The sequence below is a fragment of the Geitlerinema sp. PCC 7407 genome, from assembly GCF_000317045.1.
Taxonomy (GTDB): domain Bacteria; phylum Cyanobacteriota; class Cyanobacteriia; order PCC-7407; family PCC-7407; genus PCC-7407.
Genome location: NC_019703.1, coordinates 2976115 through 2995683, shown reverse-complemented (window position 1 = coordinate 2995683; position 19569 = coordinate 2976115). Strand labels below are relative to the sequence as shown.

13 protein-coding genes are annotated in these 19569 nt (G+C 59.7%); 10 read left to right on the top strand and 3 right to left on the bottom strand.

What is annotated here, in order from left to right; all coding sequences use genetic code 11:
• Positions 1 to 27 precede the first annotated feature (27 nt).
• Positions 28 to 852 (top strand): tetratricopeptide repeat protein, encoded by an 825-nt coding sequence (locus GEI7407_RS12165; protein WP_015172483.1) that lies wholly within the window; start codon positions 28 to 30, stop codon positions 850 to 852.
• 154 nt (positions 853 to 1006) lie between these two features.
• On the opposite strand, the gene GEI7407_RS12160 is transcribed toward GEI7407_RS12165, so the two are convergent.
• Entirely contained in the window at positions 1007 to 1375 is a 369-nt protein-coding gene (locus GEI7407_RS12160; RefSeq protein WP_015172482.1) for a phage holin family protein, read from the bottom strand.
• A gap of 291 nt (positions 1376 to 1666) precedes the next feature.
• Here GEI7407_RS12160 and GEI7407_RS12155 point away from each other — a divergent pair, with 291 nt between their 5' ends.
• The 5 genes from GEI7407_RS12155 to rlmN all read left to right on the top strand — a co-directional run bounded on the left by GEI7407_RS12155 (position 1667) and on the right by rlmN (position 7654).
• Positions 1667 to 1858, top strand: a complete 192-nt coding sequence (locus tag GEI7407_RS12155; RefSeq protein ID WP_015172481.1) for a YqaE/Pmp3 family membrane protein — start codon at positions 1667 to 1669, stop codon at positions 1856 to 1858.
• A 508-nt stretch (positions 1859 to 2366) separates the two neighbouring features.
• Positions 2367 to 3608 (top strand): esterase-like activity of phytase family protein, encoded by a 1242-nt coding sequence (locus GEI7407_RS12150; RefSeq protein ID WP_015172480.1) that lies wholly within the window; start codon positions 2367 to 2369, stop codon positions 3606 to 3608.
• A 72-nt stretch (positions 3609 to 3680) separates the two neighbouring features.
• On the top strand, positions 3681 to 5003 hold the full coding sequence (locus GEI7407_RS12145) for an FAD-binding oxidoreductase (RefSeq protein WP_223294423.1): 1323 nt from the start codon (positions 3681 to 3683) through the stop codon (positions 5001 to 5003).
• A 3-nt stretch (positions 5004 to 5006) separates the two neighbouring features.
• The gene (locus tag GEI7407_RS12140) at positions 5007 to 6389 is read left to right on the top strand and encodes a (Fe-S)-binding protein (RefSeq protein ID WP_015172478.1); all 1383 of its coding nucleotides are present in this window, start codon (positions 5007 to 5009) and stop codon (positions 6387 to 6389) included.
• Positions 6390 to 6589: 200 nt separating this feature from the next.
• Positions 6590 to 7654 (top strand): 23S rRNA (adenine(2503)-C(2))-methyltransferase RlmN, encoded by a 1065-nt coding sequence (rlmN, locus tag GEI7407_RS12135; protein WP_015172477.1) that lies wholly within the window; start codon positions 6590 to 6592, stop codon positions 7652 to 7654.
• A 74-nt stretch (positions 7655 to 7728) separates the two neighbouring features.
• Here rlmN and GEI7407_RS20270 read toward each other — a convergent pair whose 3' ends face one another.
• Positions 7729 to 7911 (bottom strand): hypothetical protein, encoded by a 183-nt coding sequence (locus tag GEI7407_RS20270; RefSeq protein ID WP_015172476.1) that lies wholly within the window; start codon positions 7909 to 7911, stop codon positions 7729 to 7731.
• Between the two features lie 1219 nt (positions 7912 to 9130).
• Here GEI7407_RS20270 and GEI7407_RS12130 point away from each other — a divergent pair.
• The 3 genes from GEI7407_RS12130 (at position 9131) to GEI7407_RS12120 (ending at position 14600) form a co-directional block, all read left to right on the top strand.
• Positions 9131 to 9883 carry a peptidylprolyl isomerase gene (locus tag GEI7407_RS12130; protein ID WP_015172475.1) on the top strand — a complete coding sequence of 251 codons (753 nt, stop codon included), beginning with the start codon at positions 9131 to 9133 and terminating at the stop codon, positions 9881 to 9883.
• A complete protein-coding gene (locus GEI7407_RS12125; RefSeq protein WP_015172474.1) occupies positions 9880 to 12942 on the top strand; it encodes a peptidase domain-containing ABC transporter in 3063 nt (1020 codons plus the stop codon). Before GEI7407_RS12130 ends, GEI7407_RS12125 begins: the two co-directional genes overlap by 4 nt.
• A gap of 74 nt (positions 12943 to 13016) precedes the next feature.
• A complete protein-coding gene (locus GEI7407_RS12120; RefSeq protein WP_015172473.1) occupies positions 13017 to 14600 on the top strand; it encodes an HlyD family efflux transporter periplasmic adaptor subunit in 1584 nt (527 codons plus the stop codon).
• 101 nt (positions 14601 to 14701) lie between these two features.
• On the opposite strand, the gene GEI7407_RS12115 is transcribed toward GEI7407_RS12120, so the two are convergent.
• Positions 14702 to 15256: a hypothetical protein gene (locus tag GEI7407_RS12115; RefSeq protein WP_041268426.1), complete on the bottom strand. Its 555-nt coding sequence runs from the start codon at positions 15254 to 15256 to the stop codon at positions 14702 to 14704.
• 1108 nt (positions 15257 to 16364) lie between these two features.
• Between GEI7407_RS12115 and GEI7407_RS12110 the strand changes: the two genes are divergently transcribed.
• A complete protein-coding gene (locus GEI7407_RS12110) occupies positions 16365 to 19490 on the top strand; it encodes a peptidase domain-containing ABC transporter (RefSeq protein ID WP_015172471.1) in 3126 nt (1041 codons plus the stop codon).
• The last annotated feature ends 79 nt before the right edge of the window (positions 19491 to 19569 follow it).

Here is a 19569-nt window from a genome sequence, read left to right as displayed (position 1 = left end):
GGAGCAAACAGGCGAGGAGAAAAACTCATGGGAACCGTAGTTGAAGTCAGACAGGACAATTTCACGGCTGAGGTAATCGAGAAATCCTACGAAAAGCCGGTGCTGGTTGACTTCTTTGCCCAGTGGTGTGGGCCTTGTCAGATGCTCAAGCCCATGTTGGAGAAGCTGGCCCAGGAATATGACTTTGTGCTGGCCAAGGTGGACATCGACGAAAGTCCGGCCCTGGCCAACGCCTACAGCGTCGAGGGCGTGCCGGATGTCCGGATCGTCAGCCAGGGCCAAGTGGAGCCCGGATTTGTAGGGGCGCTGACGGAGGCCCAACTTCGAGAGCTTTTGGCAAACCAGCTCAATCTCCAGTCAGATCTGGAGGCGGGCATTGCCGGGATGGTCGCTGCCCTGGACGCAGGCGATCCGCGAGGAGCGTTGCAGCAGCTACAGCGACTGGCGAACCGCTATCCGGAGGAGCGGCGGCTGATGATCGAGGGTGCCAAGCTGCTGCTGCGGGTCGGCAACCTGGAGGATGCGGAGAAGCTGGCGGGCGCTATCCAGGCGAGCGATCGCGACTTTTATGATCAGGCGGTGGCGGTGAAGGAGCTGATCGACCTAGTGCGCCTGAGCCGCGAGACGGCGATCGCCTCAGAGTGGGACCGCGAATTTTTCAAAGCCATCGAGCTCACGCTGCGGGGCGACCACGAATCGGCTCTGGATCTGCTCCTCGACATCGTTCGGGGCAACCGCAAGTACCGCGACGACGGCGCTCGCAAGGCCATGCTGATGATCTTCTCGCTGCTGGGCCTGTCCCACCCCCTCAGCAACAGCTACCGCAAACAGCTCATGCTGGCGATGTACTAGGCCCTGCCCGCCAAATTGCCCACAAGAAAAAGCCCCGTTAGCAATCCACTAACGAGGCTTATTCCCTCTCAATCCACCACTGATCGAAGGATCGAGTTTCGATGGCATTGCAGCGGCCAGAAACCGAATCCTTCGCTGGGCGCGATCGCGCGCTCTAGACACCTGTTTGCATATCCGGATGACGCTCAGCAAAGTACTTGCTGAGGAAGGTATTCACGAGCGACAAGACCACGGGGCCCAAAATAATTCCGACGATGCCGTGGACCGAGAATCCTGGCACCAAAGCCGCCGCCAGCCAGAAGCAGACGCCGTTGACCACCAGAGAAAACAGGCCCAGCGTTACTAGGTTGACAGGCAGGGAGAGCAGGGACAGCACCGGTCTCACGGTGGAGTTGACCAAGCCCAACACGACTGCGCCGATCAAGGCCGCTGGAAATGTCGCCAGGTCCACGCCCGGCACCACCAGATCAACGACAAGTAAGCTCAGGGCTGTTGCTAGCCACGTTAAAAAAGTTCCAAGCATCGTATATCCTCTCGAATGGGAATCGATTTATTAAACGCACTGTTTATAGGACCCATTGTGGGCGATCGCATTTTTCCTGGCCTCTCTACACAGATAGATTCCCCTTGCCAAGAATCTCTGATTCGACTGTGCCTGAGTACTGAGAAAGGCTGACAAAACTAGAGACTATGAGTCTTTGGCTAGCGCTATATCTTCTGAATACTCGCTGAATAAGCCAGAAGTAAGAGGGCAAAATTTGCGGCGTTTTCCATAATGGAAACAAGAATGAAACGCTGCAAAAAGAGAGACGATATGAAGCTACTAAGAATTCTTTTGGCTGTCCTAATCCCGCCGGTGGGTGTCTTCATGACCTACGGCTTTGGCCCCACCCTGCTGATCAATATTGGCCTAACGCTGTTGGGCTGGCTCCCCGGCTCGATCCACGGTCTGTGGGCCGTCGTGAAGCACGAAGAGAAGCTGAGCCGCCAGGAAGAAGTTTACTAAAGCTCCAGGTTAGATACCCAGCCAAATTCAAGTCCTCAGGGGCGATCGCCTTTCTCTCGCTACAGTGAGAGGCGATCGTTTTTTTCTGGCTGCCTATTTTTGCATTAATTTCTATTGCATTATCTTGATACAACCAGCACCATCAAAAACAACGCTTGGCACACAATTCAAAGCCGCAGTGCATACCGCTATTTCCTGGCGATGAAGTTTAGCCATGCAGCGAAGCGTGGCTGTTAAGAAAATACATAAACAACCTGAGCTAAAACGCGCAGAATTCCCGCCCTCATACAACTTGCTGTAATCCCCTTTGTCCTGAGCTAAGGGAGCACCCCGAGGCATCATGCCTAGAACGCTTGAGGCGGCTAACGGAAGCTGATACAAAGGCAATCTGCCGGAAGTAGGCAGGAGCCCGGACCCTTCAAACGGCTCACCCAGAACTTCTCGTGGCGATCGCTCAGACATTTTTTGCCAAGATGGGAAAGGTGAAAAGCTTGGAGTAGGGCGATCGATGATGACGCGCTGGCAGAACTGGCAATGGGGGCAGCAAAGGCTGCGGGAGTGGGGGCGCTTTGGGGCCTTGTGGGGGGCGATCGCCCTGCTGTTGGGACTTTCGGCCTGCTCGATCCCGCGAGTAAATGCCGAAGATCGGCTGTTTCTGGGACTGTCGGCGGAGCTGATCGGGACCTATTCCCTGCCGAGCGACACCACCTTTGAAGAGACTCAGGTGGCCGGTTTGTCGGCGATCGCCTACGACCGCCAGCGCGATCGCTTCTACGCCCTCAGTGACGACAGCCGGACGGCACCGCCCCGCTTCTACACCCTCAAGCTAGATTTGGCCCCAGAGCCTACCGATACAGCGGGCCTAGAAGCTGTAACCGTCGAAGGGGTGACCTTCCTGCTGGATGAGGCCGGTCAGCGCTACGCGCCCCAGCAGCTAGACCCCGAAGCCCTGGCCCTCGCGCCCCAAGACGTCCTGTGGGTCGCTAGCGAAGGGAGTGGTTCTTCGATTCCGCCCGCGATCGGGGCCTACGACTTGCAGACGGGCCAGCTCCGCCGCACCCTGCCCCTGCCGCTCGCCTTCTTGCCCGACCCCCAGGGCGACGAGCCCCGGGGCGTCCGAGGCAATGTGGGCTTCGAGGCGTTGACCCTGAACCCCACGGGCACTGTGGCCTCCCAGGGCGAGCCGCTGCGCCTGTTCGCCGCCACCGAAGCGTCCCTGGCTCAGGATGAAGATGAAGAAGCCCTCGATCGGCGCAGTCGCTTTTTGCACTACTACCTTGGCGAAGGGCCGCCCCTAGCCCTCTCCAGCCACCTCTACGAGCTAGAAGAAGCCCCCTTTGGCCAGGTGTACGGCCTGACGGAGCTGGCGGCCCTGGATGCGGGCGGCCACTTTTTGGCCCTGGAGCGGGCCTTTGGGCTGGGGGGCTTTGGGGCGAAGCTGATCCAGATCGCCACCGGCGGCGCGACGGATATTTCGGGCGTGAAGCGCTTGCAGGGGGACATCACAGGCATCGAGCCCATCCGCAAGCAAGCGCTGCTGGACCTGAAAACTCTGGATCTGCGCCTCGAGAACCTGGAAGGAATGACCCTGGGGCCGCGCTTGGCGGATGGCAGCCAGAGCTTGATCCTGGTGAGTGACAATAACTTTGGCGATCGCCCGACCCAGTTTTTGCTGTTTCGGCTGCGCGCTGGCAGGGCCGCTGCGGCGGTGACCCCCGTTCCGGCAGCGCCCCCGGCCCCGGTATCCTGATAGGGTGAGCAGGGCGGCGATCGCCCTAAAGAAATCCACAAGAATCCACGCGAAAGGCGAGATAGAGAGCAAGTGACGCAAGCGATGGGGGCGATCGCCCCAGAATTGGCGGCCATCGTGGGGCCAGACAACGTGCAGGCTTGGGAGCAGGTGGCTCCGGCGTTTCAGGCGACGCTCCAGGCGGCGGTGCCCGGGGCGTCGCCGGTGGTAGCGTCCCCAGCGACCCCCGAGGAGCTGGCCGCCGTAATGGCGATCGCCCACCAAAAAGGCTGGCGCGTCCTGCCCTGCGGCAGCGGCAGCAAGCTAGACTGGGGCGGCCTCGGCGCTGGGGCTGAGGTGGTCCTGAGCACGGCCCGCCTGACGCGCCTGGTGGAGCACGCCGTGGGCGATCTGACGGTCACCGCAGAGGCCGGGCTGACCCTGGCGGCGCTGCAGCAGACCCTCGCCGCCTCGCGCCAATTTCTGGCCCTAGACCCCGCCTATCCGGACCGAGCGACCCTGGGCGGCATCGTGGCCACCGCCGACACGGGGGCGCTGCGCCAGCGCTACGGCGGCGTCCGGGACATGCTGATCGGCCTGGAGTTTGTCCGCTACGACGGCCAGCGGGTCAAGGCCGGAGGCCGCGTGGTTAAGAATGTGGCGGGCTATGACCTGATGAAGCTGCTGACGGGCTCCTATGGCACCCTGGGCATCCTGACCCAGGTGACCTTTCGGCTGTACCCCGAGTCCGAAACCTCCCAAACGGTGCTGCTGCGGGGAGAGGGCGAGGCGATCGCCCGGGCCGCCCAAACCCTCTTGGCTTCGGCCCTCACGCCGGTGGCCGCCGATTTATTAACGCCGTCCCTGCTGGCGGCCCTCGATCTGGGTGAAGGCTTCGGCCTGCTGGCGCGCTTCCAGAGCGTCGCCCCCAGCGTCGAGGAGCAGATCGCCAAGCTGCGCAGCCTGGGCCAGTCTCTGGGCCTGGGGGACCACACCTTTGGGCCAGAGGTCGAAGGTCCTCTATGGCAGCGATTGACAACGGTTCTGACCGAAGACCCGACAGAATCCACCTTGCTGGCCAAAATAGGAGTAGAGCCGGCGAAGGCGATCGCGACTTTGCAGCAGCTCGGGGCGATCGCCCCCGGAGCTCAGGCTCGCCTGCACCTGGCCAGCGGCTTGGGCCTGCTTCGGCTAGACGGCGCGCTGGCCGAGGACCCCGCAGCGCTTGGCGACATGCGATCGCGCTGTGAGCAAGCCGGTGGTTTCTTGAGCGTGCTGCGGGCCACCCCAGCCCTCAAGCGCTCCCTCGATGTGTGGGGCTACAGCGGCAGCGCGATCGCCCCCATGCGCCAGCTCAAGCAGCAGTTTGACCCTAATTCTTTGCTGAGCCCCCAGCGATTTGTCGGGGGAATTTGATCCATGCAGACCTTCGACCCGCCGACCTCACCTTCTGACTCGACCTTGCCCTGCGGCTTCGACGCCCAGCACCCCCCCGCCCAAAACCTCATCGACGCCTGCGTTCACTGCGGCTTTTGCCTGTCGACCTGTCCGAGCTACCGCGTGATTGGCAAAGAAACCGACTCGCCGCGGGGCCGCATTTACCTGATGAATGCGGTCAATAAAGGAGAGATTCCCCTGAATGAGGCGGTAACGGAGCACTTCGACACCTGTCTGGGCTGTCTGGCCTGTGTGTCTACCTGCCCCTCAGGGGTCCAGTACGACCAGCTGATTGCCGCTACCCGGCCCCAGGTCGAGCGCAACCAAACGCGATCGCTCTCCGATCGCTGGCTGCGATCGCTCATTTTTGGCCTCTTCCCCTACCCCAACCGTCTGCGCCTGCTCCTGCTGCCCCTCTTCTTCTACCAAAAGCTGGGCCTGCAAGCCCTGGTGCGATCGACCGGACTGTTGCCGCGCCTGCTGCCGCGCTTGGGGGCGATGGAGTCGATTTTGCCGACGGTGCCGCTGTCGGCCTTTCGGGAGCCCGTGGCCACGGTGATTCCGGCCCAGGGCGAAAAGCGCTATCGCGTCGGCATGATCCTAGGCTGCGTGCAGCGGCTATTTTTTGAGCCGGTGAATGCGGCCACCCTGCGGGTGCTGACGGCCAATGGCTGCGAAGTGGTGATTCCGCGGGCTCAGGGGTGCTGCGCCGCCCTGCCCGCCCACCAAGGCCAGGAAGCCCAGGCCCAAACCCTGGCCCGCCAAATGATTGACGCCTTTGAGGGGACGGAGGTAGACGCCATTATTATTAATGCGGCGGGCTGCGGCCACACCCTTAAGGAGTACGGCCACATTCTCCAGGATGACCCCGCCTATCGGGCCAAGGCGGAAGCCTTTGCGGCCAAGGTGCGCGATGTCCAGGAGTTCTTGGCGGCAGCGGGACTGACCGCGACGCTCTCGCCCGTGGCTGAGCAGCCGCTGCCGGTAGTTTACCAGGACGCCTGCCACCTGCTCCACGGCCAAAAGATCAGCGCCCAGCCCCGAGATCTGCTGCGCCAAATTCCGGGGGTGGTGCTGCGAGAGCCCCTAGACGCGGGTCTGTGCTGCGGCAGCGCGGGGGTTTATAACCTGCTGCAGCCTGAAGTGGCCGAAGAACTGGGCCAGCAAAAGGTGCAAAACCTGGTGGCGACGGGGGCGGTGGTGATTGCTTCGCCCAATCCGGGCTGCTCGCTGCAAATCCAGAAGCACCTCCGACAGCAGGGTCACTCAACGCGCCTGATGCATCCCATGGAGCTGCTGGACTGCTCGATTCGGGGGCAGCGCCTGGAGATGCCGCCGGTCGAGGAGCCCGCGGCTCGGGCCTAAAGAGCCTAAAGTTCGCTGATCTGGGGGCGATCGCCCTTTGCTGTTCCTGGGCTGGGCGCTACCCAAAAGATTCACAGACAGCCTCCTAGCTCCTGGGCTAGGATGGAACATCTGTGAGCCACGGTGGGCGATCGCCCACCAGGACCTGAGCTTCGCCGCTTCCCTTGCACTGATCGCTTTTTCTGAGAGCCCTGCTTGCCATGTCAGATCTGACCTTGACCCCGATCGCTCCTGCCGAATCGCGCCGCCCCCTGCTGGGAGCCTCCCAGGCAGAGCTGACGGAGTGGGTCCAGCAGCAAGGACAACCGGGCTATCGCGGCAAGCAGCTGTATCAGTGGCTCTACGAGCGGGGGGCGCGCTCTCTAGAAGAAATCTCGGTGTTTCCCAAGCAGTGGCGATCGCAGCTGGCCGACTTTCCCATCGGGCGATCGCAGATTCACCACCGCGCCGTAGCGCCCGACGAGACCGTCAAGTATCTGCTCAAGCTCGCCGATGGCCAGATTATTGAAACCGTCGGCATTCCCAGCGATCGCCGCCTCACCGTCTGCGTCTCCTCCCAAGTCGGCTGTCCCATGGCCTGCGACTTCTGCGCCACCGGCAAAGGCGGCTTCCAGCGCAACCTAGAGCGCCACGAAATCGTAGATCAGGTACTGACCGTTCAAGAAGACTTTCAGCAGCGCGTCAGCAACATCGTTTTCATGGGCATGGGCGAACCGCTGCTCAACACCGACAATGTCCTGGCCGCCATCCGCTGCCTCAACGAAGACGTCGGCATCGGCGCGCGCCACATCACCGTTTCCACCGTCGGCATTCCGGGCCACATTCGCCGCCTCGCCGATCAGCAGCTCCAGATCACCCTGGCGGTCAGCCTGCACGCCTCCAACCAGCCCCTGCGGGAGCGCCTGATTCCCAGCGCCAAGCCCTATCCCCTGGCCGATCTCTTGGAGGAGTGCCGCACCTACGTCCAGCTCACCGGTCGGCGAGTCACCTTCGAGTACATCCTGCTAGCGGACTTTAACGATCTGCCGGAGCACGCCGCCGAGCTGGCCCACTCTCTGCGGGGCTTCCAGAGCCACGTCAACCTCATCCCCTACAACCCCATCTCCGAGGTGGATTACCAGCGGCCCAGCCCCCAGCGGGTTCAGGCCTTCCTAGACGCCCTCAAGCGCCACCGCATTGCTGCCAGCGTCCGCTATTCTCGAGGCCTGGAGGCAGATGCGGCCTGCGGACAGCTCCGCGCCTCCAAACTAAAAGCGAGCCTCTAAAAACGAGGCTCGCTAGGCTCAAAAATCGATTTTTTCGATCAAAGGTAGACACTGTCGAGCCGCCTGCCGCTACCCTATCGTCGAGATGCGATGCCGGGGGCGTAGGCTTCGATAACGCGGCCCGTCTCAGAGCAGGTGATCATCAGGTAATCACAGCGGTGGCACTGAGTACGAATCAGTCGGCTGCTCAGAATGTGATGGCGCTCAGCCGAACTACCGCAGTTGGGGCAATGAACCTTCTGAACAATTTGCTGCATTTTTCGGACTTCCTCGTTTTGTGTAGTCGGGCGGCTGGACGAAAAGGCTGGAAATGGGGGCAACGGCGTTTCCAAAAAGCTTTGCCCGGGCTCTAGGTCAGGCGATAGCTGCCTAAACATCGAGTTTCTAACGCCTAGAGCCTGCTCAAAAACTTTACAGAAGCGCTAAAAATTCCCAGAAAATTCACGAAACTCAATCTTACTCAATGCAAGTTTTTGAATGATTCGATTTGGTTACAAAAAGGTGAGTGGGAATTCATTGCTTCTATTAGACATTATGTTGAGTGCTATCAGAGTTGTCAATGTAACTTCGGATGGGGATCGCTTTGTTTTAGCGTGATCCCCGCCCTGCTTCCTACCAAATGAAAATAAGGATTTAATAAAGAACCCCTCTTGGTTGATGAATAAATCGACAAGAGATTTGGTGTTCTTGAAGGTGATTGGTGAGAACGGCTTTTTTTGCTGAAAAGCGATGGACTTTCCGGCTGGAGAGAGTTTTTTGAGAATGAAATGTTAAATAAATCTTTAGATAGATGTTGAGAGAGATCTAGCAATAATGCGAGCTGCTTTGGGAGGCGATGAGAATTTCTAGAAAGCGAATCAAAAGGAAAAAAGAAAAGTAATGAGTTTTGTTGCGGCGACCATAAAGTCTTGGCGATCGCCCCTTGGAGAGGGCATCTTTAGAGTGTGAAATCATCGTTTGTGACCGGTCTTTTACATTGGCCTAAATCAATCGAAATGTAGCTTAAGAAAATGTAAAGTTTGGGCGGCGATCGCCCCAGACACCGTAAAGCGCCCCCAGGTCAGCCCGCTGGGGAAACCTAAAGGAGCCCGATTTTGCCAAAAGTCTTGATTGCTTGAGCCTGCCTGCACAATATGTTGTTTATCAGGGTGAGAGCTTAGGGGGCATGACCCGAGGGCAGAGTTTGCGACATTGTCCAAGGCAGCGGCGGTGCACCCGTCCCGGGAAGTGTGCCCGCGCCGGGAAGTGTGGTAGGTTTCCTGACAATTGGCGCATCGCCGCAGCGCAAGGCTCAAGCCTGCTTGGGTTGCCGCTTCCCCAAAAACGCTAAAAACCTTGCAACACAGAGGCGATCGCAGATTTTGGGGTACGCTATGGCGACTGGTTGCTGATCTCAGACACCAGAGCCCGAAAAGCCTGATTTAATAAACCCGTTTCCCCGCGTTGTGGGGCCTAGATGATAATCGCCATCCACTTATGACCGCAGTTCTCAAAGTCGGCCAGCGAACGATTACCGCTGAGGAAATTATTCCGCTCCTGGCGCGCTACCAGCTTTTGCCGCAGCTTGTGCGAGAGCTGCTGGTGGATGAGGCGATCGCGTCAGTCGAGTGCTCCCCCGAAGAACTGGATGCGGCCTGTGAGCAAATCTTTTTGCGCCACCAGCTAGAGCTGCCGGAGGCGCGCCAAAACTGGCTCAAGAGTCAAGGCCAGACCCTAGAGCTGTTTCGGGCCAACACTCTGCGCAGCTTCAAGCTGGAAAAGTTTAAGCAAACCACCTGGGGACCGAAGCTAGAGTCCTATTTCCTGACGCGCAAGGGCCAGCTCGACCGGGTGATCTACTCCCTGATTCGGACCCAGGATCCGGGAATTGCGCAGGAGCTGTATTTTCGGATTCAAGAAGGGGAACAATCCCTAGCAGAGCTGGCGGCAGAGTACTCCCAGGGGCCGGAGGCCCAAACTGGGGGCTTGATTGGTCCGGTGGAGCTGACGGTGCCCGCTCCTCCGCTGGCCCGGATGCTGTCGGTGAGCAAACCGGGACAGCTCTGGCCCCCAACGCGTTTGGGGGAATGGTTTGTGATTGTGCGTCTCGAAAAGTTTTTGCCGGTGCAGCTCGACGATGGCGTTCGTCAGCGCCTGCTCAATGAATTGTTCAATGGCTGGTTGCAGGAGCAGCTGGCGCAGCTCGGTGCCCCTGATTCCCCCGACTCCACTCCCACGGCTTCGCAATGATCTACACCACAACTTCGGTTCAATCGTTTCTCGCCAGCGTTGAACCCTTCAATTTGCTACCGCCGGCAGCCCTGGAGCAGCTGTCCCGCCAAGGGCAGCTGCTGCGCTATCGCATGGGTCAGGCGATCGTGATTCGCGACAAGATGCCCGCCCAGATTTCGATTTTGTTTGAGGGGCAGGCGCGGATGCTGGGCTATGATCCCCGGACCCAGCTGCCGGTGACGCTGCGGCTCCTAGACAAGGGAGCGGTGCTGGGGGATGCGAGCCTGGTGCGGGGGGTGCCCTGCGAGACGGCGATCGCCTCCCGCGAGACCATTTGCCTGACGTTTTCGGTGCAGGATTTTTGGACGCTGCTCGATCAGCATCCGCTGCTGTCCCAGGCCTTTCACGATCGCGCCTCCCTGATCGAGATCTTTGATCTGCTGGGGGCGGAGCTGATGCGCCGAGCCGACGGCGCGGCCAACCTCAAAGATCTCACCCAGGCGTTGCAGACCCAGACGGTGGTGCACCACTGGCCCGCTGGTCCTCGCACCCTGGCCGACCTCAACCCTGAGCGGCTGTGGCTGGTGAGCGGGGGCGGGGCGATCGCCGATCGCCCCGCAGGCTCTCGCCTCGAGCCCGGGCTTCAGGACACCCTGCAGGTCACCGGCACCCTGCCCGCCCGCATCCTGGAGATGCCCGACTTTGCCTCGGTGCCGCCCCCCGGAACGCTGCCCATCGGGGCGGCTGAGGATCTGGCGGTGGCCGATGCGCCGGTGAGCGCCGTCGCGGCCATGGAAGGGGAAACCAGCCTGGAGTCCCCGACCGACAACGGCATTCCCTACGCCCCCGATCGCCCGCCTGAGGCCGAAAATCTGCCCTACGTGATCGACGCGCCGGTGGGCCGGGCCAAAAAATACCCCTACGTGCGCGGGCGGGGGGCGGTGTATGCGCCCCTGGCCTGCTTCCAGATGCTGGCCAAGCATTTGGGGATGCCCTTCCGGCGAGACCTGATCGAGCGCGTGCTCAAGAGCCAGGTCGAGCGCTACGGCAAAGAGCCCAATCTCGATCAGGCCGTATCGCTCCAGCTCTATGGGGCGATCGCCGAAATGATGGGTCTGAGCGCCAACTTGGTCAGCGTGCCCGCAGGCTCCTTTGGCCGCCTGCCCACCCCCGCCCTGATCCTGTGGCAGGGCAGCGTCGCCATTCTCTATGGCGCCACCAGCCGAGAAGTCATTCTGGGCATTCCCGAGGAAGGGGTGCGCCGCCGCCGCCTCAGCGACTTTTTGCGCTCGTGGGGCAAAGAAGGGCCGGTCTTGCTCCTCAGCTCCACCCGCCAAACGCCCCAAAGGAAATTCGGCTTGGGCTGGTTCTTGCCCTCGGTCAACCGCTATCGCCGCGTCCTGATCGAGGTCTTCATTGCCTCCTTCTTTGTCCAGCTGTTTGCCCTGGCCAATCCCCTGATGATCCAGGTGATCATCGACAAGGTGATCATCCAGAACAGCATCGACACGCTGCAAATTCTGGGCATTTTCCTGGTGATCATTGCGATCTTTGAGGCGCTGCTGTCGAGTTTGCGAACGTACCTTTTCGTCGACACCACGAACCGCATCGACCTGTCCCTGGGCACCGAGATCATCGATCACCTGCTGCGCCTGCCCCTGAAGTACTTCGAGCAGCGGCCCGTGGGTGAACTGTCTACCCGGGTGGGCGAGCTGGAGCGAATTCGCCAGTTCCTGACGGGGACCGCCCTGACGGTGGTCCTTGACTCCATCTTCTCGGTGATCTACATCCTCGTGATGCTGATCTACAGCCCCCTGCTGACGGCGGTGGCTCTGTCGACGATTCCGCTGTTTGTGGGGCTGGCGGTGATCGCCTCGCCGATCATCCGGCGGCAGCTGCGGGAGCGGGCCGAGCGCAACGCCGAAACCCAGTCCTACCTAGTGGAGGTGGTGGGCGGTATCCAGACCGTCAAGGCCCAAAACATTGAGCTGCGATCGCGCTGGCAGTGGCAAGACCGCTACGCTCGCTACGTCAGCGCCGGCTTCAAGACCGTTTTGACCTCGACCACCGCCAACTCCCTGACCCACTTCCTCAACCAAATCTCGGGGTTGCTGGTGCTGTGGGTGGGGGCCTACCTGGTGCTCAAGGGGGAGCTTACCCTGGGTCAGCTGATCGCTTTCCGGATCATCGCGGGCTACGTGACCACGCCCCTGCTGCGCCTCGCCCAGCTCTGGCAAAACTTCCAGGAGCTGGCGCTGTCCATCGAGCGCCTGAGCGACATTCTCGACACGCCCCAAGAGGCCGACGAGACCGATCGCACCAACATCCCCATGCCCTACATCAAGGGCGCGGTGTCCTACGACAATGTTTCCTTCCGCTTTGGCAAGACTGGGCCGTCCCAGCTCAATAACATTACCCTCGACTTCCCATCTGGGAAGTTTGTGGGGATTGTGGGCCAGAGCGGCTCTGGTAAGAGTACTTTGATGAAGCTTTTGCCGCGTCTGTATGCGCCCAATAATGGCCGCATTATGATTGATGGCTATGACATCAGCAAAGTGGAGCTGTACTCTCTGCGCCGCCAGATCGGTATCGTGCCCCAGGACACGCTGCTGTTTGATGCGTCAGTGCAGGAAAACATTGCTCTGACCAACCCGGAGGCGACCTCTGAGGAGATCATCGAAGCCGCCAAGATCGCCGTGGCCCACGAGTTTGTGATGGGCCTGCCCAATGGCTACAACACCCGGGTTGGGGAGCGGGGTTCTTCTTTGTCCGGGGGTCAGCGGCAGCGTCTGGCGATCGCCCGTACCATCCTCCAAAATCCCCGGTTGCTGATCATGGACGAAGCCACCAGCGCCCTCGACTACAACACCGAGCGCCAGGTGTGCCTCAACCTTGCCGAAGCCTTCCGGGGCCGAACGGTTTTCTTCATCACCCACCGCCTCAGCACCATTCGCAACGCGGATCTGATCTTGATGATGGACCAGGGGTCCGTGGTGGAGCAGGGAACCCATGAAGAATTGATGGAGCTGCGGGGACGCTACTTCTGTCTCTACCAGCAGCAGGAAGCCCAGCTCTAATAAGGCCCAGGGTTCAAGAATCTACCGCCGATCGCTTGCCCGCCTACGTCCTTAAATCAGCAGGTTTTGAAGCTATGACTCAGAGTAACGGCAAAAACGGCACCCACACCGCCAATGGCACCAACGGCAGCCGCCACGCTGCCCCCATCGCCGTCACCCCAGCCCAGCCAGGCCCGAGCATCATCAGCATCGAAGAGGAGATGCGGCCAGCCAGCTTTGACAAGCCGGTGGTGCTGCAACAGTCTCCGCTGTGGTCCCGAGCGATCGTCTGGACGATCGTGGGAGTGACCAGCTCGCTGCTGGTGTGGGCGGCCTTTGCGGAGGTGGAGCAGGCGATTCCGGCGCGGGGCAAGCTGGAGCCTACCGGCGCGGTGAAAGAGGTCCAGGCTCCCGTGGGCGGCGTGGTAAAAACGGTCCACGTCAAAGACGGCGATCGCGTCAAGGCGGGCGATCTGCTGATTAGCTTTGACCCGACTGCCTCCAAGGCTCAGCTAGAGTCCCTGCAAAGCATTCGCGCCAAGCTGGTTCAGGAAAACCAGTTCTATCGCACCCAGACCAGCCAGACTCTGACGCCAGTGGAGATCGAAGCCCAGATTGCCCGGCTAAATATCTCCCCCGCCATGGCCTCTCTTACCAAGAGCCGCGCGACCCTCGTCTCTGAAAATCGCCTCTATCGCTTGCAGCTGGGGGATACCAGCGGAGCGGCCAGCCTGAGCGCGGAGCAGGTCGCCCGCCTGCAAAATAGCCAGTCAGAGCTGCGATCGCGGGTAGCGGCCGCCGAGCTAGAGGTGGGTCAGCTGGAGCGCCAGCTGCGAGAAAACGACGTTCAGCTCGCGAGCGCCAAAGACTCGCTGGCGGTGAACCAAGAAATTTTGGGGAACGTCGAGCCGCTGCTGGAGGACGGCGGAATTGCTCGCCTGCAAGTGCTTCAGCAGCAGCTCGAGGTGCGCACGGGCCAGTCCGAGGTGCAGCGCCTCACCGAATCCCAGCAGCGCCTGAAGCTGGCGATCGCCCAGGCCCAAGAGCGCCTGCAAAACACCGTTGCCTTCGCGGGCAAAGACCTCTTCACCCAGCTCGCCGACAACGAAAAGCGCATTGCCGAGATCGACAGCCAGATCAGCCGCGCCGTCGTTGACAATGAAAAGCGCATCGCCGAGATCGACGGCCAGCTCGAGCAGGCAGCCCTCACCCTGCGCTACCAGGAGATCAAAGCGCCCGTAGACGGCGTGATCTTCGACCTCCAGGCGGGCGGACCGGGCTTTGTGGCCAACACCAGCGAGCCGATCCTGAAGCTGGTGCCCGAAGACAGCCTGATTGCCAAAGTCGACATCACCAATCAGGACATCGGCTTTGTTGAGCCGGAGATGAAAGTGGATGTGCGCATTGACTCCTTCCCCTACAGCGAGTTTGGGGATGTCAAAGGCACTCTGGTCGAAATTGGCTCGGACGCCCTGCCGCCCACCGACATCAAGCCCTTCTACACCTTCCCGGCCAAGATTCGCCTGGAGCAGCAGTCTCTCAAGATCAAAGGTAAAGAAGTGCCTCTCCAGTCCGGTATGTCCATCAGCGCCAACATCAAAGTCCGCAAGCGGACGGTGCTGAGCATCTTCACCGAGCTCTTCCAGAAGAAAACCGATAGCATCACCACGGTGCGCTAGGGTCGAAAAATTCTAAAAGGCGATCGCGGGTCGTGCCCAGGCACTGCCCGCGATTTTTATGGGCGATGGAAAGGGGCACAGGAAGGGCGAGCCGGTGGCCCCTAGCTCTGCGGCCGCAGAGCTAGGGGCCACCCCAGCACCAAGCCACCTAGGGCCAGCCAGCCCAGGGAGCCGGTCGGCTCGGGAACGCTCTGGGCTGCCGTGACTCGGGCGCTGGTGACCGTGGCGTTGCCCGGTACCAGCGCCGCCGCAAAGCTTCCCTGCAAGAACCGAGTGGGCGGTGCGCCATAGTCTGGCCCAGACGGCACAGTTGGCAGGGCATTAGCTGCAAAAAATTGTAGATTAAACGCCGCATTGGGGCGCGCAATGTCTAGCCAGTAGAGCGTGGTGCCGCGATCGACCTGCTGAAAGCGCACGAACGACGGGGGCAGCTCAATGGGGTCATCTATGGCCAGATTGATATTTTGCTGGCCACCAACCAGGGTAAAGCGATAGTCCGTCAGGGCGATCGCTTCTCCGCCGAGGGAACTGGGCTGCCGCTCATCTGGGTCATAAACGTAAAAACCGCTGAAGCTCTCTAAATTAAAAAGATTGTCAGGAGCAAAGGTGCCAGTCACGTCAAAACGTAGAGGAGCAGCGATCGCTGCGGGAGCCAAAACTGCTCCTAATAAGCACGAATTCAAAATGCTTAAAAGCCAAAAGATTCGTAGATTCATGGGAAAAACTTGAATGAATAAATCAGACAAAAACTGACTTAAGCCATTGACGCAATTTGGAAGTTTCAGATTAGTGGCACAGTGCCAAATTGCGAATTTTGACCGTAAAAGCTTGCTTTTCTGTATAGCGCAGGACACCCGTATTCAGCAGAATCATGGAGGCCAGCTTCACACTTTCTTTAAAAAAGAATCTACAAAATCTTTTGAAATTTCGAGAGCGCGATCGCTGTATCCCTTGCCTGGAAAGCTTTTAGGTCGCAAGAGGTTCAAAAACTCATCTTGTTTGCATAAAAAATTAATAAAGCCTTACGCGAAAGCATCTGTATAATCACGGGTATTGCCTTCAAAAGACATACAACTCGCGAAAATCCTCGATAGTAGCAAGCTAAAGGCTTTATTGAGCTTGCTGAAAACTTGATCGCTAAATCCTGATAATAATCAGTCTGTACCTTGAAGAATGTTTGAAATAATACTCGTTTATGGCCTCTAAAATATTTTCTGGAGGTATTGACATTAAAGATTTCAATCGCGTAAAAGTATTGGTTAATAGAGTCAGGATCGCTGAAATTGATTAACTTAAGTCGAAATCCTAAGCCATAAGGATAAATCGACAAAAGTCCAGATTTTGAGTCCGATTTGATATTTGACTAATGTCTTCTGGATCTGAATTCGTCTTGGCACTGGGGTAGTGCGATTCAGATCGAAAAAAAAGCTGATCATAAATTCTGCTTAAGGAAACAGCATTTTCCGTGCTTGGTTTTCGAGTAAGCCATTGCTAAAAGTACTTCCTGATATTTCTTTCAGCTTCTGATCTTGTCGCTCAGAGATCGCTGTTTGTCTGGGGCAGTCATTGCCCTGGTAGGCCAGATCGCTGTGTGAACTCTAGATTTTTGAAAGCTGAATAGCCTTCAGCAAGTCCCTCTGCCTTAGACGTGTAGAGGGATAGAGTCACCTTGCTTAATTTAGGCAGAAAGGACGTCTTTGCAGTCTTTTCGGTGGATGACACTGCCATGAACGCAATTTTCCGACAGCGACCGAGGTCTGGGGAATGAATGCTTCATCCAGACTTTTAAGCCAATCTTCTACAGATCCAATTGAGGTCTCTAAAAGTGATGAAGATCTGGTTTTTCAGGGCCTAAATGTGACCGCTGAAGCGCCAGAGATTCTGCGATCGCTGGCAGAGAGCGTGAGCTACACGAGCGTTTCTCTGGGGGAGGTCGTGGCCGCCTCGGAGCCGTCGGGTTCTGAGGCGGCGGGAGACTGGGCCGGTCTGTATATAGTGTGCCGGGGGCGGGTGAGGCTCTTGGCCCCGGCCTCGGGGGAGCGCTGGGTTTCGGTGCTGACCCTGGAGCCGGGGGAGGTGTTTGGGGCGGGAGCGTTGGCGCCAGAGGCGGGCCGGTGTCAGGCGATCGCCGCGAGCAATGGACTGGTGGCTCGCCTGCCCCAAGCCGCGCTGCAAGCGTGGTCGGCTCGCCTCCCTGCCCTGGGCAGCGCGGTGAGCGATCGCCTGCTGCACCATCAGCGCCTGATCTTCTTCAAGACCATGACAGAGCTGCGATCGCTGCCGAGCCACCGCCTAGACGCTCTGGCTTCGCTGATGATCCAGAAAACGGTGCCCGCCGGAGCCACGATCGCCCAGGAGACGCCGACCGACCTGGGGCGCTGCTGGCTGCGCCAGGGCCAGGTCCAGAGCCACGACCCCGAAAGCTTGCCGCCCAGCCCGGGTAGCACCTGGGGCTATCCGGATGCGGTCCCGGCGGCCTGGACAGCCCAAACAGAGCTACAGATTGAGTACTTAGCGATCGAGCACTGGAGCACCTACCAGGCCATGGTGCATCCCCACGGGGACGCCGCCAATCACAACGGCCACACGACCAACGGTCACCGCAAAGCGCCCCGCCTGGCCCCAGTGAGCGATCGCCCGACCCGAGAGGCAGCGTCCGCTAGCGCCCCCGCGACGCCCGAGCCGGCCCCATCGGCTTCCCCGGTCCTCTTTCCCAAGCCGCTGCGCCGCTACCTGCTGGACTGGCTGGAGCGCTATCCCTTTATCCAGCAGCAGAGTTCCTCCGACTGCGGCGTCACTTGCCTGGCGATGATCAGTCGCTACTGGGGCAAGCGGGTGCCGATCCACATCCTGCGCGATCGCGCCAATGTCGGCACGGCGGGGGCCTCCCTCAGCGCTCTGGCCAAGGCCGCCGAAAGTCTGGGATTTCAGGCGCAGCCGGTGCGCGCCAGCCTCAGCAAACTCGCAGAGCAGGCCAACCCCTGGATCGCTCACTGGCAGGGCATTCACTATGTGGTGGTGTATCAGGTGCGGCGCGATCGCGTCGTGATCGCCGACCCAGCCCTGGGACGCCAAACCCTCTCCCGCCAAGCCTTTCTAGAAAACTGGACCGGCTACGCGCTGCTCTTGGCGCCGGGCGATCGCTTCCGAGAGGTCGAGGTGGCGCAGCCCTCCCTGTGGCGATACCTCCACGCCCTGTGGCCCTATCGGGGACTAGCCGCCCAGATTCTCGCAGTGTCCCTGCTGATCCAGATTTTTGGCATCATCTCCCCCCTGTTTACCCAGATCATTCTCGACCAAGTCGTCGTCCAAAAAAGTCAGGTCACCCTCCAGGTCTTTGTGATTGGCCTGTTTATCTTTGGCATCTGGAGCATGATGCTTTCGGCGGTGCGCCAGTACCTGCTGAGCTACTTTTCCAATCGCCTCGACCTCACCTTGATCAGCGGCTTTATCAGCCATACGCTCCTGCTGCCTCTCAAGTTTTTTGAGTCGCGGCGGGTGGGCGACATTCTGACCCGGGTGCAGGAGAACCAAAAAATCCAGCGCTTCTTGATCGGGCAAGTGGTGCTGGCGTGGCTCGACTTCCTGACGGGCTTTGTCTATCTGGGGTTGATGTTCTATTACAACTGGCAGCTGACCCTGCTGGCTTTGTGTCTGATTCCGCCCATCGTGCTGATCACCTTGGGGTCGACGCCCTTTCTGCGCCAGATGTCGCGGGAGGTGTTTAATGCCTCAGCAGAGCAGAACTCTTCTCTGGTGGAGCTGATCACGGGGGTCTCGACGATCAAAGGAGCGTCGGTGGAGCGAGAGCTGCGCTGGCGCTGGGAAGACACCCTAACGAACCAAATCAATGTCCGCTTCAAGGCGCAAAATCTGGCCATTGGGCTCCAGCTGGTGAGTGGCTTGATCAACAGCCTTGGGGGCACGGCGCTGCTGTGGTACGGGGCGACGCTGGTGATCCAAGATCAGCTGTCCATTGGTCAGTTTGTGGCTTTCAACATGATGATTGGCTACGTGATTCGGCCGATTTTGGCCCTGGCTCAGCTGTGGGACGAGCTGCAAGAGGTGCTGATTTCGGTGGAGCGTCTCGACGACATTTTCGAGACGGAGCCGGAGGAGCACCCCCAGCGGCCCATGCTGGTCATGCCGCCGATCCGGGGGGCCGTCACTTTGGAAAATGTGACCTTCCGCTACTCCGAGGAAGAGGAGCAAAACACGCTGCAAAATCTGTCGCTGGAGGTGGCGGCGGGCCAAACCGTGGCGATCGTCGGTCGCAGCGGCTCGGGCAAAAGCACCCTGGTGAAGCTGCTCCAGAGCCTGTATGCGCCGACCAGTGGCCGCATCTGGATTGATGGTCACGACATTCGCCACGTGTCGCCCCAGTCTCTGCGATCGCAGATGGGGGTGGTGCCCCAGGAGTGCTTCCTGTTTTCGGGCACGATCTTGGAAAACATTACTCTGCACCGGCCAGACTTCCATCTGGAGGAGGCCATCGAAGTGGCGAAGCTGGCGGAGGCCCACAGCTTCATTCAGGCGCTGCCCATGGGCTACAACACCAAGGTGGGTGAGCGAGGCTCGACCCTCTCGGGGGGCCAGCGCCAGCGCGTTGCGATCGCCCGCGCCCTTCTAGGCAATCCGCGCATTTTGATTTTGGATGAGGCGACGAGCTCGCTGGACACGGAGTCAGAGCGCCGCTTCCAGCAAAACTTGGCCCAGATCAGCCGCGATCGCACGGCGTTTATCATTGCCCACCGCCTCTCGACGGTCCGCAACGCGGACCTGATCCTGGTGCTCGATCGCGGGGTTCTGGTAGAGCAGGGCACCCACGAAACCCTGATGGAGGCTCGCGGTCTCTACTACCACCTGGCCCAGCAGCAGCTCAACCTCTAGCCCTATCTCGAAGGCCAACTGCTGGCTTTGGCATGATGCATGGTTTCGCTAGCCAATCAAAAATCGCGATCGCCCGCCA

Coding starts and splice junctions, on each gene's coding strand:
- GEI7407_RS12165 (WP_015172483.1), top strand. CDS start 28: ATGGGAACCGTAGTTGAAGTCAGACAGGACAATTTCACGGCTGAGGTA.
- GEI7407_RS12160 (WP_015172482.1), bottom strand. CDS start 1,375: ATGCTTGGAACTTTTTTAACGTGGCTAGCAACAGCCCTGAGCTTACTT.
- GEI7407_RS12155 (WP_015172481.1), top strand. CDS start 1,667: ATGAAGCTACTAAGAATTCTTTTGGCTGTCCTAATCCCGCCGGTGGGT.
- GEI7407_RS12150 (WP_015172480.1), top strand. CDS start 2,367: ATGATGACGCGCTGGCAGAACTGGCAATGGGGGCAGCAAAGGCTGCGG.
- GEI7407_RS12140 (WP_015172478.1), top strand. CDS start 5,007: ATGCAGACCTTCGACCCGCCGACCTCACCTTCTGACTCGACCTTGCCC.
- rlmN (WP_015172477.1), top strand. CDS start 6,590: ATGTCAGATCTGACCTTGACCCCGATCGCTCCTGCCGAATCGCGCCGC.
- GEI7407_RS20270 (WP_015172476.1), bottom strand. CDS start 7,911: ATGCAGCAAATTGTTCAGAAGGTTCATTGCCCCAACTGCGGTAGTTCG.
- GEI7407_RS12130 (WP_015172475.1), top strand. CDS start 9,131: ATGACCGCAGTTCTCAAAGTCGGCCAGCGAACGATTACCGCTGAGGAA.
- GEI7407_RS12125 (WP_015172474.1), top strand. CDS start 9,880: ATGATCTACACCACAACTTCGGTTCAATCGTTTCTCGCCAGCGTTGAA.
- GEI7407_RS12120 (WP_015172473.1), top strand. CDS start 13,017: ATGACTCAGAGTAACGGCAAAAACGGCACCCACACCGCCAATGGCACC.
- GEI7407_RS12110 (WP_015172471.1), top strand. CDS start 16,365: ATGAATGCTTCATCCAGACTTTTAAGCCAATCTTCTACAGATCCAATT.